Source organism: Variovorax sp. CCNWLW235 (assembly GCF_037204085.1).
Lineage (GTDB): Bacteria > Pseudomonadota > Gammaproteobacteria > Burkholderiales > Burkholderiaceae_C > Variovorax.
Window position 1 is genome coordinate 1 of the sequence record NZ_JBBCBW010000011.1, and the last position, 15,260, is coordinate 15,260.

Annotated in this window: 14 protein-coding genes and 1 riboswitch; of the genes, 9 read left to right on the plus strand and 5 right to left on the minus strand. The window is 65.8% G+C overall.

The genetic code is table 11. The features are described from left to right. Positions 1-245: 245 nt before the first annotated feature. The 4 genes from V9L21_RS14125 to V9L21_RS14140 all read right to left on the minus strand — a co-directional run bounded on the left by V9L21_RS14125 (position 246) and on the right by V9L21_RS14140 (position 4,393). Complete coding sequence (locus V9L21_RS14125) at positions 246-1,016, minus strand: SDR family oxidoreductase (protein WP_337312820.1); 771 nt, start codon at positions 1,014-1,016, stop codon at positions 246-248. A 67-nt stretch (positions 1,017-1,083) separates the two neighbouring features. After that, complete coding sequence (locus V9L21_RS14130) at positions 1,084-1,995, minus strand: pseudouridine synthase (RefSeq protein ID WP_337312822.1); 912 nt, start codon at positions 1,993-1,995, stop codon at positions 1,084-1,086. Beyond that, positions 1,992-3,305: a leucine-rich repeat-containing protein kinase family protein gene (locus V9L21_RS14135; RefSeq protein WP_337312824.1), complete on the minus strand. Its 1,314-nt coding sequence runs from the start codon at positions 3,303-3,305 to the stop codon at positions 1,992-1,994. Before V9L21_RS14135 ends, V9L21_RS14130 begins: the two co-directional genes overlap by 4 nt. Positions 3,306-3,322: 17 nt before the next feature. Further along, positions 3,323-4,393 carry an MBL fold metallo-hydrolase gene (locus V9L21_RS14140; RefSeq protein ID WP_337312826.1) on the minus strand — a complete coding sequence of 357 codons (1,071 nt, stop codon included), beginning with the start codon at positions 4,391-4,393 and terminating at the stop codon, positions 3,323-3,325. 122 nt (positions 4,394-4,515) lie between these two features. Here V9L21_RS14140 and V9L21_RS14145 point away from each other — a divergent pair, with 122 nt between their 5' ends. The 8 genes from V9L21_RS14145 to iaaH all read left to right on the plus strand — a co-directional run bounded on the left by V9L21_RS14145 (position 4,516) and on the right by iaaH (position 13,738). Next, on the plus strand, positions 4,516-4,914 hold the full coding sequence (locus tag V9L21_RS14145; RefSeq protein WP_157616072.1) for a MerR family transcriptional regulator: 399 nt from the start codon (positions 4,516-4,518) through the stop codon (positions 4,912-4,914). Between the two features lie 53 nt (positions 4,915-4,967). Further along, positions 4,968-5,747, plus strand: coding sequence for a carbonate dehydratase (can, locus tag V9L21_RS14150; protein ID WP_337312828.1), 780 nt, complete (start codon positions 4,968-4,970; stop codon positions 5,745-5,747). Between the two features lie 4 nt (positions 5,748-5,751). Then, positions 5,752-7,572 carry a bifunctional isocitrate dehydrogenase kinase/phosphatase gene (aceK, locus tag V9L21_RS14155; RefSeq protein WP_337312831.1) on the plus strand — a complete coding sequence of 607 codons (1,821 nt, stop codon included), beginning with the start codon at positions 5,752-5,754 and terminating at the stop codon, positions 7,570-7,572. Positions 7,573-7,622: 50 nt separating this feature from the next. After that, on the plus strand, positions 7,623-8,807 hold the full coding sequence (locus V9L21_RS14160; RefSeq protein ID WP_281146562.1) for an acetyl-CoA C-acyltransferase: 1,185 nt from the start codon (positions 7,623-7,625) through the stop codon (positions 8,805-8,807). 83 nt (positions 8,808-8,890) lie between these two features. After that, positions 8,891-10,141 carry a glutamate carboxypeptidase gene (locus V9L21_RS14165; protein WP_337312833.1) on the plus strand — a complete coding sequence of 417 codons (1,251 nt, stop codon included), beginning with the start codon at positions 8,891-8,893 and terminating at the stop codon, positions 10,139-10,141. 33 nt (positions 10,142-10,174) lie between these two features. Continuing rightward, positions 10,175-11,305 (plus strand): acyl-CoA dehydrogenase family protein, encoded by a 1,131-nt coding sequence (locus tag V9L21_RS14170; protein ID WP_337312835.1) that lies wholly within the window; start codon positions 10,175-10,177, stop codon positions 11,303-11,305. Beyond that, positions 11,302-12,141, plus strand: a complete 840-nt coding sequence (locus V9L21_RS14175) for a metallophosphoesterase (RefSeq protein ID WP_337312837.1) — start codon at positions 11,302-11,304, stop codon at positions 12,139-12,141. The genes V9L21_RS14170 and V9L21_RS14175 overlap by 4 nt, the downstream gene beginning before the upstream one ends. 88 nt (positions 12,142-12,229) lie before the next feature. Then, complete coding sequence (iaaH, locus tag V9L21_RS14180) at positions 12,230-13,738, plus strand: indoleacetamide hydrolase (RefSeq protein WP_337312839.1); 1,509 nt, start codon at positions 12,230-12,232, stop codon at positions 13,736-13,738. Positions 13,739-13,754: 16 nt separating this feature from the next. Here the strand turns inward: iaaH and V9L21_RS14185 are convergent, their stop codons facing one another. Next, positions 13,755-14,489: a helix-turn-helix transcriptional regulator gene (locus V9L21_RS14185; RefSeq protein WP_337312841.1), complete on the minus strand. Its 735-nt coding sequence runs from the start codon at positions 14,487-14,489 to the stop codon at positions 13,755-13,757. Between the two features lie 134 nt (positions 14,490-14,623). On the opposite strand from V9L21_RS14185, the gene V9L21_RS14190 reads away from it, so the two are divergent. Next, positions 14,624-15,052, plus strand: a complete 429-nt coding sequence (locus V9L21_RS14190) for a YchJ family protein (RefSeq protein ID WP_281146568.1) — start codon at positions 14,624-14,626, stop codon at positions 15,050-15,052. A 26-nt stretch (positions 15,053-15,078) separates the two neighbouring features. Next, positions 15,079-15,184, plus strand: a riboswitch (TPP riboswitch). The last annotated feature ends 76 nt before the right edge of the window (positions 15,185-15,260 follow it).

The window sequence follows — 15,260 nt, forward strand, 5'->3', positions numbered from 1 at the left end:
CGAGGAGCGCAGATGGAGGCGGGATCAGGGCCGCAGCTGTTTGAGCGAAGCGAGTTCTGCGGACCCCCGCCGGAGTCGAGCACCGCAGGTTGCCCGCAGCGCAGCGAAGGGACGCAGACAGTAGGGGTCGCCTTTCTTTGCTTACTTTCTTTGGCGAAGCAAAGAAAGTGAGTCGCCCGCCGGGGCGACACCCGGCCTCGGAACCAAAACAAAGCCCCGCCTCGGAAGCAAACCAAGCAAACGATTCAACGCGCGTGCGTAACCCCCCCATCCACCACCAACGTAGACCCCATCACATAGTCCCCCGCCCGCGAAGCCAAATAAATAGCCGCCCCAGCCATATCCTCAGGCACTCCAATCCGCCCCGCAGGAATTCGCTCCTTCACCTCATCCCCATGATCACGCGCCAGCTTGTTCATGTCCGAAGCAAACGCCCCAGGCGCAATCGCACTCACCACAATCCGCTCTTGCGCCAGCCGCAGCGCCATGCGCCGGGTCAGCTGAATCAGCCCGGCCTTGCTCGCCGCATACGAATACGTTTCCTGCGGGTTCACCGAAATCCCGTCGATGGACGCAATGTTGATCACCTTGGCAAGGTGATCGGTCGCTGCCTTCTTGAGCATCGGCGTCAGTGCCTTGGTCAAGAAGAAGGGCGTCTTCAGGTTCAGGTCCACCACCTTGTCCCAGCCGCTCTCCGGAAACTCGTCATACGGCGCGCCCCACGCCGCGCCGGCGTTGTTCACCAGGATGTCGAGCGAGTCTTCGTGCCTGGCATAAGCATCGACCAGCGCCTGCGCGCCTTCCAGCGTCGACACGTCGGCCGGCAGAGATACGCAATGGCCGAAGGCCGAAAGCTCATTGGCGGTCTGGTCGCACGCGGCGGCCTTGCGGGCCGAGATGTACACGCGCGCGCCCTGGGCCAGAAAGCCCTCGGCGATCATGCGGCCGATGCCGCGCGAGCCGCCGGTGATCAAGGCGCTGCGGCCCTTCAGCGAGAAGAGTTGGGTGGTGTCCATGGTGCGGGTGTCTCCTGAATGAAAGATTTCAGGAAACGAGCTTAGTGCGCTGCGTGCGCGCAGCGCGTCACCTTGGCGGCAGCGCCAGGCTCCGGGGGCTCGTGAAGCTGCGCAGCTCGCCGCTCACGGGGTCCTGAAACGCCACCGACTTGGCCAGCAACTGCAAGGGCTTGTCGAAGTCGTCGCTGTCAGGGGGCAGCAGGGTGGGGTAGATCGGGTCGTTGACGATCGGCATGCCGAGCGCCATGCAGTGCACTCGCAACTGATGCTTGCGGCCGGTCACCGGCGAAAGCTTCAGTAGCGCGTAGCCGTCGGCCGCTTGCCCCACGGCGATGCGCGTTTCCGAATTGGGCTCGCCGGCTTCTTCCTTCACGCGCATGAAATGCTCGTCGTCGACCAGCCGGCTGCGGTAAGTGCCGGGCACCGACGACACGCCGGGTAGCCACGGCACCACGGCTTCGTAGTGCTTGGCGATGCGCCGCTCGGGGAACATGGCCTGGTACGCGCCGCGCGTTTCGGGGCGTACCGAAAACAGCACCAGCCCGGCCGTGCTGCGGTCGATGCGGTGCAGCGGCACCAAGTCGTCGAGCTTCAGCTTGCGCTTGAGCCTCACCAGCAGGCTTTCCTGCAGATACTTGCCGGTGGGCGTTACGGGCAGGAAGGGCGGTTTGTCGACCACCACGAGCTGGTCGTCCTGGAACAGCACCTGCTCGTCGAACGGAATGCGCACCTCGGCGTCGAGCGTGCGGTAGTAGTACACGCGCAGCGGTGCCTGGTATCGGCGCTGGGCAGTCACAGGCGCCCCGTGCTCGTCGATCACGTCACCGGCCTCGATGCGGGCCATCCACGCCTCGCGCGAGATCGCCGGAAAGCGTTCGATCAAGAACTCGACGATGGTGGGCCAGTGACCTTGCGGCAAGCCGACGCAGCTCGGGCCGACCCCGTCGCGCGTGGGCAGCGGCAAGCGTGCCCCTGTCATTGCGAGAGCTCGCCTTGGAGCAGCAGGGCCGATGCCTCGGCAAACGACGGTCGCGCGGCAATGTCGGGTTGCATGCAGCGGTCTTTCAACACGGCCATGGCGTCTGGCGGCGCATCGCTGCAGCGGTCGAGCAGCTCTTCCAGCAGGCAGCCGAAGGCGCGCGTCTCCATCCGTTGCAACGCCCCGATTTGCGTAGGAGCGAGCGCGCCGGTCATCCAGGCCGCGCCAAAGTCGCCGAGCAACCCGCCGCCCTGCGCGTTCCACAGGATGTTGTGCGCATAGAGGTCGCCGTGAAGAATGCCGCGCGCATGCAGATGCCGCATGGCGGACGCGATGTCGCGCGCAATGCGCAACGCCACGCCGGAAGTCCATTGCGCGTCGGCCGCGTAGACGTCGCGCGTGCACGACGCCAGGCTTGGCGGTCCCGCGAGCGTGCGAAAAGATGGGTCAACCAGCGCCATGACCAGGCCTTCGGTGCCTTCCGGATGCCCGTCGATCCGGCTTTGCGCGGCAATCAATGTCGGGTGCGCGCCGGCTGCGATGCTCGCGGCCATTTCGCTGTGCGGCCAGCCATCGCTCGTCACTGCGCCCTTGAACAGCTTGACGGCCACGGGCTGCGAGGCTGCGCCGAGAGTCGCCCGGTAGATCACCCCCGAGGCACCTTCGCCGAGCTTTTCACCGAGCGCCAGCTCGCGCCAGTCGACGTGCGGTACCGATTGCGCGGCAATGGCCGCGTCTTCGGCTTGCGCATCGAAAGGATTGCCCGCGCCGGCAAGCCACGAAAGTCGCGGCAGCGAGAGCAGCCACTGGGGCAGCGTCTCGAAGCGGTTGGCCGAGATGCGCAGCAGCTCGATCTGGTCGCAGGCCGCCAGCGATTCCGGCAGCGCGCGCAGCTGATTGCCGGCGAGCATGAGCTTCTGCATTCGCGTGCATTGGCCAATGGCCTCGGGCAATGTCTCGACCTGGTTGTCCGTCAGGATCAGCCAGCGCAAAGAAGGCAATTGCAGCGCGGCAGCGGGCACGGCGCGGATGCGGTTGGCCTTGAAGCCGACCATCTCCAGGCCTTGGCATTGCCCGATGGATTCGGGCAGCTGCGTGAAGCGGTTGTCGGAGCAGAACAGCACGCGAAGGCGGTGCAGCCGGTCCAGATCGTCGGGCAGCGCATCGAGCGCGTTGCCCGAAAGGTTCAAGACCTCGAGCGAATCCGCCAGGTCATAAATTTCGCGCGGAAACTCCGTGAGTCCGCACGAGAGATCGATTCGTTTGGCACCAGCCAGCCGGCCGGCGCGCAGCTCAGCCAGCGTGTCCATCCGGCGAGTCTAAATCCCTACGCGGCGGCGCTGCGGGCTCCGAAGCGGTAGATGCCGTCCGGCCCCAGTTCGCGCCTGAGCTGGCCCGAGAACCACAGCAGGTGCAGGTGCGCCACGGTCTCGCCCATGGCAAAGGTCATCTGGTGCAGGTCGAGTTCGCGCTTGAACAGGATGGGCAGGCCCTCGGCCGCGGTCAGCGGGCGCGCGGTGCAGGCTTCGAACAGTTCGGCCAGGCGGTCGCGGTGGTGCTCCTGCAGCTGGTCGACGCGGCGGTGAATGCCGGTGAACGGCTTGCCGTGCGATGGCAGGCCCAGCGTGTCGGCGGGCAGCGCCTTGAACTTGTCGATGCTGTCCAGGAAGAGCCGCAGCGAGTTGGCCTCGGGCTCGCCCGAGTGCACGCTCACGTTGGTCGAGATGCGCGGCAGCATCATGTCGCCGCCCAGCAGTAGCTTCAGTTCGTCGCAGTACAGCGCAATGTGCTCGGGCGCATGGCCGTAGCCGCTGATGCAGCGCCAGGCGTGGCCGTTGATGGTGACCGTGTCGCCGTCCATCATGCGCGTGAAGCGCTCGGGCACCGAAGGCACCATGTTGGCGTAGTAGTTGGTACGGGCGCGAATCTTGGCCACTGCCTCCGCGTCGGTCAGCCCGTGCGACGCAAAGAAGCTCGCGGCTTGGTCGCCGCCGGCCAGCGTGTCGCCGGCGGAGGTCAGCACGCGGGCCACGTGGTAGTCGGTCGAGCTGATCCACAGCGGCGCGTTCCAGCGCTTGCACAGCCAGTCGGCCAGGCCGATGTGGTCGGGATGCATGTGCGTGACGATCACGCGCAGGATCGGCAGGCCCTGCAGCTGCGTTTCGAACACCTGCTCCCATTGCTTGCGGGCTTCGTCGTGGGCAATGCAGCAGTCGACCACCGTCCAGCCCTCGACGCCGTCGAGGCTGTCGCGCAGCAGCCAGAGGTTGATGTGGTCGAGCGCAAACGGCAGCCGCATGCGGATCCATCGCACGCCCGGCGCGACTTCCAGTGCTTCGCCGGGCGCGGGCAGGGTGTCGCCCAGTGGGTAGTGGAGTTCGCGTTCGAGGAGGTTCATGTAAGATTGACGTTTACGTAAACGTCATGGGTTAAGGGCATCATTGTAGGGAGACCGGGACAAACCTGCTGTCGCCACCGCAACGTCCCTCCAGGCGGCTCTTCGACCGATTCCAGACATACATGTCCGCGCAAACCTTCACCATCAGCCAACTCGCGAAGGAGTTCGACCTGACGACGCGCGCCATTCGCTTCTATGAAGACATGGGGCTGCTGACGCCGGAGCGGGCCGGCATGCAGCGCGTCTACAGCGCGCGCGACCGGGCGCGCCTTACGCTCACGCTGCGCGCCAAGCGCCTGGGCCTGAGCCTGACGGAGGCGAAGGAAATCCTCGACATGTACGACAGCCCGCGCGACACCGTGGCGCAACTGCAGAAGTTTCTCGGCGTGCTGGGCGCGCACCGCGCCCAACTGGAAGAGCAGCTTGCCGAGCTGCAGGCCAACCTGGCCGAAGTGCGCGAGCACGAGAAAAAAGGCCGCGCGGCACTGGCCAAGGCCCAGCGGTCGGCCAAGGCGGCCTGACAGGGTACCCCAGACACACCGCATCCGAATCACGACTCATCGACAATCACACCATGTCCGACACTCTTGATGACCTCTTTGCCCACAACCGTGCCTGGTCCGCACAAATGGAACGCGACCGGCCTGGTTTCTTCACCAGCCTGGTAAAGCAGCAGACGCCGCGCTACATGTGGATCGGCTGTTCCGACAGCCGCGTGCCCGCCAACCAGATCACCGGGCTGGAGCCGGGCGAGGTGTTCGTGCACCGCAACGTTGCCAACATCGTGGTGCATTCCGACCTGAACGCGCTCTCGGCGATTCAATTCGCAGTCGAGCACCTGAAGGTCGAGCACATCATGGTGGTGGGCCACTACGGCTGCGCGGGCGTCAAGGCGGCGCTCAGCGGCAAGCGCATCGGCCTGGCCGACAACTGGATCCGCCACATCCAGGACGTGCGCGACCGCCACGCCGTGATGCTCGACAGCCTGCCTGAAGACGTGCGCGTCGATGCGCTGTGCGAGCTCAACGTGGCCGAGCAGGTGGTCAACGTGGCCGTCAGCACCGTCATGGTCGACGCCTGGGGACGCGGCCAGAAGGTCAAGATCCACGGCTGGACCTTCGGCGTGCACGACGGCCTGCTCCAGGACCTGGGCCTGAACGTCGACGGCGCCAAGCCGCTCGACGCGGTGTACAAGGCGGCGGTGCAACGCATTCGCTACAAGTGGAGCAAGCCGCTGGGCGCGTCGCCTTCCGGCCAGGCGGGCGCCGATGGAATCACTGCCGAAGCCGTTCCGGCCATCCCGACCGTAGACGCTGTACAGCCCGCTGCAGGCAACGAAACGAAAACCGGCTGAGCCCATGTTCCCGCAGCGCCTCGATTCGCCGCTGGCTTACGACATCGCCAAGGCGATGATCGATGGGTTCAACCGCCATTACAGCCTCTTCCGTGCCGAATCGGCGCGCGCCAAGCACCGCTTCGAAACGGCCGACTGGCATGGCCAGCAGCGCGCGCAGCGCGAGCGCATCGAGTTCTATGACCTGCGGGTGAACGAGGCCGTGGCCCGGCTCGAAAAGGAATTCAAGGCCGGCGACCAGCCGATGGAGGTGTGGCACCAGGTCAAGCTGCACTTCATCGGCCTGCTGGTGGACCACCACCAGCCCGAGCTGGCCGAAAGCTTCTTCAACTCGGTCACGACCAAGATCCTGCACCGCGCCTACTTCCAGAACGACTTCATTTTCGTTCGGCCGGCCATCAGCACCGAATACATCGAGCCACGCGGCGCGCCCACGTACAGGCCCTACTACCCCTCGCACGAGACGCTGGCCGACACCATCGAGCAGATGCTGGACGACTACGGCCTGCAGGGCAGCTTTGCCAACAAGCGCCGCGATTCCGAGCGCGTGGCGCACGCCATCATGGGGCGCTTTCACCAGGTAAAGCTGCGCGCCAATTTTCAGATCCAGGTGCTGTCGGGGCTGTTCTACCGCAACAAGGGCGCCTACGTGGTCGGCAAGATCATGAACGGTTTTGTCGAGCTGCCGTTCTCGCTGCCCATATTGCACGACAGGCATGGCAAGTTCTATGTGGATGCGGCGCTCTTCGGCGAAGACGACCTGCAGATGCTCTTCAGCTTTGCGCGCGCCTACTTCATGGTCGACATGGAAGTGCCCTCGGCCTGCGTGCAGTTCCTGCGCTCGCTCATGCCGCGCAAGCCGCGCGCCGAAATCTACAACGCGCTGGGCCTCGCAAAGCAGGGCAAGACGCTGTTCTACCGCGACTTTCTTTCGCACCTCAACTATTCGAGCGACCGCTTCCGCATCGCGCCGGGCATCAAGGGCATGGTCATGCTGGTGTTCGACCTGCCTTCGTTCCCGTTTGTCTTCAAGGTCATCAAGGACTTCTACCCGCCGCAGAAAGACACAACGCGGGAGCAGATCAAGGGCAAGTACCTGCTGGTGAAGCAGCACGACCGCGTCGGCCGCATGGCCGACACGCTGGAGTACAGCGACGTGGGTTTTCCGCTCGACCGCTTCGAGCCCGAACTGATCGAGGAGATCCAGAAGTTCGCGCCAAGCCAGCTCGAAATTGCCGACCGCGACGGCAACGGGGAGATGGAGCTGGTGCTCAAGCACGTCTACATCGAGCGCCGCATGATCCCGCTCAACATCTTTCTGCAGGAAGCCTTCGACACGCTGGCCAACCCCGAAAGCCCTGCGCATGCCAAGCGTGCACAGGAGCAGTTGGAGCACGCGGTCGTCGAATACGGCAACGCCATCAAGGACATGGTGGCCGCCAACATCTTCCCCGGCGACATGCTGTGGAAGAACTTCGGCGTCACGCGCGGAGGCAAGGTCGTGTTCTACGACTACGACGAAATCGAATACATCACCGACTGCCAGTTCCGCAAGGTGCCCGCCGCGCGCAACGAGGAAGACGAGATGAGCGGCGAGGTCTGGTACTCAGTGGGCCCGAAGGACGTGTTTCCCGAAACCTTCGGCCCCTTCCTGCTGGGCAACGACGCGGTGCGCGAAGCCTTCATGGCGCACCACGCCGACCTGCTCGACGCCGCCTTCTGGCAGCACCACAAGGAACGCATCCAGGCCGGGCAGATGCTCGATGTGTTCCCGTACGAAGAAGCGCAGCGCTTTCCGCACGACGGACACGCGACGCATTTTTGATTGAGACCCGGTCCACCGCGACACCTTTCAACTTTCCGAAGGAGATCACCATGTCCGAATCCATCGTCATCGTCGGCGCCGCCCGCACCCCCATGGGGAGCTTCCAGGGCGACTTTTCTTCCCTTTCCGCGCACGACCTCGGCGGCGCCGCCATCAAGGCCGCCGTGGAGCGCGCCGGCATTGCACCTGACAGCGTCGGCGAAGTGCTGTTCGGCAACTGCCTCATGGCGGGCCAGGGCCAGGCGCCGGCGCGCCAGGCGGCCTACAAGGGCGGCCTGCCCGACAGCGCGGGCGCGGTCACGCTCAGCAAGATGTGCGGCTCGGCCATGAAGGCCGCCATGCTCGCGCATGATTTGCTGCTGGCCGGCACGCACGAGGTAATGGTTGCTGGCGGCATGGAAAGCATGACCAACGCGCCTTACCTCATGCTCAAGGGCCGCGGCGGCTACCGCATGGGCCACGACAAGATCTATGACCACATGATGCTCGACGGCCTGGAAGACGCCTACCAGCCGGGCCGCTCGATGGGCACCTTCGGCGAAGACTGCGCCGCCAAGTACAAGTTCACGCGCGAGCAGCAAGACGCCTTTGCCATTGCCAGCGTGCAGCGCGCCAAGGCGGCCACGGAGTCCGGCGCGTTCAAGGATGAGATCACGCCCGTCACCGTGAAGGGCCGCGGCGGCGACACCGTTATTTCCATCGACGAAGGCCCGGGCAAGGTCAAGCTCGACAAGATCGCCACGCTCAAGCCCGCGTTCAAGAAAGAGAACGGCACCATCACCGCCGCATCGAGCTCGTCGATCAACGACGGCGCCGCGGCGTTGGTGATGATGACCGAATCGCATGCGAAGAAGATCGGCGCCAAGCCCATCGCGCGCATCGTCGGCCATGCCACGCATGCGCAGCAGCCCGAGTGGTTTTCCACCGCGCCGGTCGGCGCCGTCGCCAAGCTGTTCAAGAAGACCGGCTGGAGCGTGAAAGACGTCGACCTGTGGGAAGTGAACGAGGCGTTCGCCGTGGTGCCCATGGCGCTGATGCACGAGCTCGACGTGTCGCACGAGATCGTCAACGTGAACGGCGGCGCCTGCGCGCTGGGCCACCCCATCGGCGCCAGCGGCGCGCGCATCATGGTCACACTCATTCATGCGCTGAAGGCACGCGGCAAGAAGCGCGGCGTGGCCACGCTGTGCATCGGCGGTGGTGAAGGCACCGCCGTGGCACTCGAATTGCTCTGATAAAAACGACCGCCACAAGCGCTCCTTGCCGGGGCGCTTCGTGGTTTTTCTTCAAAAATATCGCAGACGCCAGGAGGTTCTTCATGCGCCCATCCATCCAACGTACCGTCATGACGGCCTTGCTCGCCGGCGCCTTTCTTGCGCCCGCCGCCGGCTGGGCGCAGAAACGCGACAACGTGCTCTTCCAGGCCGCGACCGATGCGCAGCCCGCCGTCCTCAAGACGCTGGAGCAGCTCGTCAACATCGAAACCGGCACGGGCGATGCCGAAGGCATTGCGGCCGCTGGCAACTACCTCGAGGCCGAACTCAAGAACCTCGGCTTCACCGTCACGCGCAGCAAATCGGCCGGGCTCGTGGTGGGCGACAACATCGTCGGCAAGATCAAGGGCCGTGGCGGCAAGAACCTGCTGCTGATGTCGCACATGGACACCGTGTACCTCAAGGGCACGCTTGCTAAGGCGCCTTTCCGCATCGAAGGCACCAAGGCCTACGGGCCCGGCATTGCCGACGACAAGGGCGGCAACGCCGTCATCCTGCACACGCTGAAGCTGCTCAAGGACTACGGCGTGCGCGACTACGGCACCATCACCGTGCTCTTCAACACCGACGAGGAAAAAGGCTCCTTCGGCTCGCGCGACCTGATCCAGGAAGAAGCCAAGCAGGCCGACTACGTGCTTTCCTTCGAACCCACGTCGGCCGGCGACGAAAAGCTTTCGCTCGGTACCTCGGGCATTGCCTACGTGCAGGTCAACATCACCGGCAAGGCCTCGCACGCCGGCGCCGCGCCCGACCTCGGCGTGAACGCGCTCGTGGAAGCATCCGACCTGGTGCTGCGCACCATGAGCATCGACGACAAGGCCAAGCACCTGCGCTTCAACTGGACCATTGCCAAGGCCGGCAGCGTGTCGAACATCATTCCCGCCAGCGCCACGCTGAATGCCGACGTGCGCTACGCGCAGAACGAAGACTTCGAAGCTGCCATGAAGACGCTGGAAGAAAAGGCGCAGCAGAAAAAGCTGCCGGAATCCGACGTCAAGGTGCTGATCACGCGCGGCCGCCCGGCCTTCAATGCAGGCGAAGGCGGCAAGAAGCTGGTCGAGAAGGCCGTCGCTTTCTACAAGGAAGCGGGCGGCACGCTGGGCGTTGAAGAACGCACTGGCGGCGGCACCGATGCAGCCTACGCAGCGCTCTCGGGCAAGCCGGTGATCGAAAGCCTGGGCCTGCCGGGCTTCGGCTATCACAGCGACAAGGCTGAATACGTGGACATCAGCGCGATTCCACGGCGCCTGTACATGGCGGCGCGGCTCATCATGGACTTGGGCGCCGGCAAGTAAGCACGCAAGAATAAAAAGGACAGGAGACACACCATGCTGCTCAGTGCCGACCAGGAAGCCATCCGCGATGCGGTACGCGATTTTTCACAAGCCGAACTCTGGCCCAACGCCCCGAAGTGGGACCGCGAGCACAGCTTCCCGAAGGAAGCGCACCAGGGCCTTGCGGCACTGGGCGCCTACGGCATCTGCGTGCCCGAGGAACACGGCGGCGCGGGGCTCGACTACCTGACGCTCGCGCTGGTGCTCGAAGAAATTGCGGCCGGCGACGGCGGCACCAGCACGGCCATCAGCGTGACCAACTGCCCGGTCAACGCCATCCTCATGCGCTACGGCAACGCGCAGCAGAAGAAGCAGTGGCTCGAACCGCTGGCGCAAGGGCAAATGCTCGGTGCCTTCTGCCTGACCGAGCCACAGGCCGGCAGCGATGCGTCGAGCCTGCGCACCACGGCGCGCAGAGACGCAGACGGCTACGTGATCGACGGCGTGAAGCAGTTCATCACCAGCGGCAAGAACGGGCAGGTCGCCATCGTCATCGCGGTGACCGACAAGGGCGCCGGCAAGCGCGGCATGAGCGCGTTCATCGTGCCCACCGATGCGCCCGGTTACAGCGTGGCGCGTCTCGAAGACAAGCTCGGCCAGCACAGTAGCGATACCGCGCAGATCAATTTCGACGGCTGCCGCATCCCGGCGGAAAACCTCATCGGTGCCGAGGGCGAGGGCTACAAGATCGCGCTGGGCGCGCTCGAAGGTGGTCGCATCGGCATTGCGGCGCAGAGCGTGGGCATGGCGCGCAGCGCGTTCGACGTGGCGCTGGCCTACGCCAAGGAGCGCCAAGCCTTCGGCGGTTCGATCTTCGAGCAGCAGGCCGTGGGTTTTCGCCTGGCCGAATGCGCCACGCAGCTCGAAGCCGCCCGCCAATTGATCTGGCACGCCGCGAGCCTGCGCGACGCCGGCCGACCGTGCCTGAAGGAAGCCGCCATGGCCAAGCTCTTCGCGAGCGAAATGGCCGAGCGTGTGTGCAGCGCCGCCATACAGACGCTGGGCGGCTACGGCTACGTGAACGACTTCCCGCTCGAGCGCATTTACCGCGACGTGCGGGTGTGCCAGATCTACGAAGGCACGTCCGACATCCAGAAGCTGCTGATTCAACGCGCGCTGGCGTGAGCTCCGGTACGCGCCGCCGGCTGCCGGTGCTCCGGATCGCGGCAGCGGTCCTGCTGCTGGCGCTGGCCGTATGGACAGTTGCCGTCGAGCCGCGCTGGGTCGCGGCACGCGTCGAGCCGTTGAGTTCGGCGCAATGGCGAGCGCCCGCCGGGCTCAAGGTGGCCGTGGCGGGCGATTGGCATCTCACCACGCGCTCGGCATGGCGCATTACCAGCGTGGAGCGCGCCGCGCGCATCGTCGAGCAGATCAACGCCGCGCAGCCCGACGTGATCCTGCTGCCCGGCGACTTTCTTGCGGGTTCGGGCGGCGACGAAGACCTGTCCATCGAAGAGATGGCTGCCGTGCTGGGACGCCTGAAAGCGCCGCAGGGCGTGTACGCGGTGCTCGGCAATCACGACTGGTGGCACGACGGAGAACGCACCGCGCGCGCCTTGTCCGCCGAGGGCATCCGCGTGCTCGAGAACGCCTCGGTGCGCCTGCCGGGCCATGACATCTGGGTGGTCGGCATCGGCGACGACTCGACCGGCCACTCGCAGCCGGACAAGGCGTTGGCCGGCGTGCCGAAGGGCGCCGCCACGTTGGTCATGATGCACGACCCCTTCAGCTTTGCGACGATGCCGCTCACCCGTGGGCTGGTGGTGGCGGCGCACACGCACGGCGGGCAGGTCAGCGTGCCGGGCTACGGCGCACTGGTGGTGCCGGGGCGTGCGCCGCGCGAATGGGCCTATGGCTGGATCGCGCACAAGGACAAGCGCATGTACGTGACCAGCGGGCTGGGCGTGAGCATTCTCCCGGTGCGTTTCAACATGCGGCCCGAGTGGGTGATGTTCCAGTAGGGCCTGGATGCGGTGTCATCGGTTTTGATGACAGACAGGACGGCGCCCTTGGCGCAGCATGGCGGTCTCTTCGTCGAAGGTTCTTGCCATGTCCAATTCCAAATCCTTCTTCTTCGCCGCGGCCCTGCTGTGCCTCGGTGCATCCGCCCAGGCGCAGCCCGCCGCCGCTGACATCGGCACGCTGACCGCGAGCGATGCCGTGCAGCAGCTCTGCGCCGGTACCGTCACCAGCGAGCAGCTCGTGACGGCCTACGTTGCGCAGGCCAGGCAAAAGGCAAACCTCAACGCCTTCATCACGCTCGACGAGGCCGGCGCACTGAAGGCCGCGCGCGCCGCCGATGCCGCGCGCAAGCGCGGTGGCGCCTGCAAGCCGCTGGCCGGCCTGCCGGTGGTCATCAAAGACAACATCCAGGTGCAGGGGCTGCCCGCCACGGCGGGCTCGCCGGCGCTCAAGGGCTTTGTGTCCGCGGCCGATGCCCCGGTGGTCGCGAAGCTGCGCGCGGCCGGCGCCGTCATTCTTGGCAAGACGAACATGCACGAACTGGCCTTCGGCGTGACGGGCTACAACCCCGCATTCCAGACCGGCGCCGAGGTGGGCGTGCGCAATGCCTACGACGCCAGCCGCGTGGCGGGCGGTTCGTCGTCGGGCAACGGGTCGGCGCTCGGCGCGCGCATGGCGCCGGCGGCACTGGGCACCGACACGGGCGGTTCGGTGCGCATTCCATGCGCGTTCAATGGCTGCGCTTCGCTGCGTCCCAGCATGGGCCGCTATTCGCAGAGGGGCATCGCGCCGATCTCGCACACCCGCGACACCGCCGGGCCGATGGCGCAGTCGATAGCCGACGTTGCGCTGCTCGACCGCGTGATTGCAGGCGGCGCCCCGCTGAAGCCCGCCGACCTGAAGCGCGTGCGGCTCGGCGTGGTGCCGGCTTTCTACGCCAACCTCGACGCGGACACGCGCGCCGCGACCGATGCAGCGCTGGCCAAGCTGCGCGCGGCGGGCGTCACGCTGGTCGACGTGGAGATGCCCAAGCTCATGGAACTCAATGGCGCCATCGGCTTTCCGGTCGCGCTCTACGAGGCGCACGACGACATGGTCGCGTACCTCGCGAAATACCGCACCGGCATCGACATCGCGCAACTGACGGCCGGCGTTGTGAGTCCGGACGTCAAGGGCACCTTCGAAGTCTTCGTGGTCCCACGCAAGCTGCCCGCGCCGAATGGCACGGTCGACGCCAAGCCGGCCTACGACAACGCAATGCACGTCGCGCGGCCCGCATTGCAGAAGCTCTACCGCGACACCTTCGCGCAGCACCGCCTCGACGCGTTGGTGTTCGCTACCGTGCCGCGCGTGGCTCCGCTGGCTGCACCCGAAGCCAGCAGCCCCGAGAACTTCGGCGTGCTGATCCAGAACACCGACCCCGGCAGCAACGCCGGGATTCCGGGCGTGCAGCTGCCCTCGGGTCTTGGCACGACCAGCGGCCTGCCCGTTGGGTTGGAACTCGACGGGCCCGCCGGCAGTGATCGAAAGTTGCTCGCCGTGGGCCTTGCGGTGGAAAACGTGCTGGGCCGCCTGCCGGCCCCGAAGCCGAAGTAAAACGCTTTCCGCCGTATCAGCGCTGGGCCCAACCGGCCAGTGCCGAGCGGCGCTCGATGCCGAGCTTGTCGAAGATGCGCCGCAGGTAGGTGCGCACCGTCGGCACGCTCACCGCCATCCGGCGCGCGATCTCCTTGTCGGTCAGGCCTTCGCAGACAGCCTGCGCGACCTCCTGCTCTCGCGCGCTCAGGGCACTCCAAGGCGGTTCGGCGGGTATTTGCACGGCAGCCGCTTTACGCTGAGCACGCTGCAGCGCACCGATGAAAGCCGGCTCGATCAGGTCGAGCAGCGCCTTTTCATGATCGCCGAAGTCACCGCGGCCCTTGCACCGCCAGATGCGCAGGTCGCCCAAGGCCCGGTTGCCCTCGAACGCATGCAGGTTCATGCCCCAGTGCAGACCGTCGCGCGAAAGAAAGTCGGTGAAGAATTCTGTGCGCATCAGTTCACGCTGGGGCATCACGTCGGTCACGCGCGTGGCGCGGCGATGCGACTGCAGCACGAAGGTGATCGGGTCGTGGTGCTGGTGCCATTCGCCGTAGCGGTCGAGGTTGGCAGGGTCCATGTTCAGGGCCACGCGGCCGTCGAATCGGCCGCTCTCGGCATTCCAGACGAAGGAGGCGAACTGGTCCGCATGCAGCAGGTCGAGCAGCGCCCGGCCGAGTCGCTCGCGAATGTCGCCTTCGCCTCGGTCTTCCGCCAGCAGCGTGAAAACGCCGCGCAGCGCCTGCTGTTCGGAGCCTGTCAGGTACATCGCCGCCTCGCTCTTTTCGTGTGCAGAAACAAGGCTAACGTCTAGCAAGCACTGAGCCAAGGGTGGATCTCCGGAGACGCTCCGGGGTTGCCCCATCGGGGGCAGGGCCGCGAGGTGTTCCAATAGAGGCCTTCATGAGCGCCACTGTTCCCACCACCGGACCCTGCCCCTGCGGCCGCACGGACCGTCGAGACAAGCCCATCGGCTATGCCCTGTGCTGCGGCCGCTACCTCGAGGATTTCGAGGGCACGCCCGCGCCGGACGCCGAATCGCTGATGCGTTCGCGCTATACAGCCTTTGTGCTGGAGCGCGGGCCTTACCTGCTTGCCACCTGGCATGCGTCGAAGCGGCCGGCCTCGATCGAGTTCGAGCCGGGCGTGAAATGGCTGGGCCTGGACATCCGCTCGCGATCGGTGCTCGACGCCGACCATGCCGAGGTCGAATTCGTCGCCCGGCAGCGCAGCAGCACCGGCACTGCCACGCGGCTGCACGAGCGCAGCCGCTTCGTGCGCGAGGGCGATCGCTGGTTCTACCTCGAAGGCGATCTGCAGACTCCTGGTTGACTCGGCGGGCCGAGGCTCGCACAATCGGCCTCGCTCCGGGGTGCACGCATGTGGCGTGCTGAGATGGCAAAGCTGCCGACCCGCGAACTTGATCCGGGTCATACCGGCGTAAGAAGAGCTGCACTCCCTGACTCCGGTCCCGCCACCCACCCAACCACGGTGGCGGCCCAAAGTCCACCGAGCGATTGCGGAGCACCCTTTCCCTCAA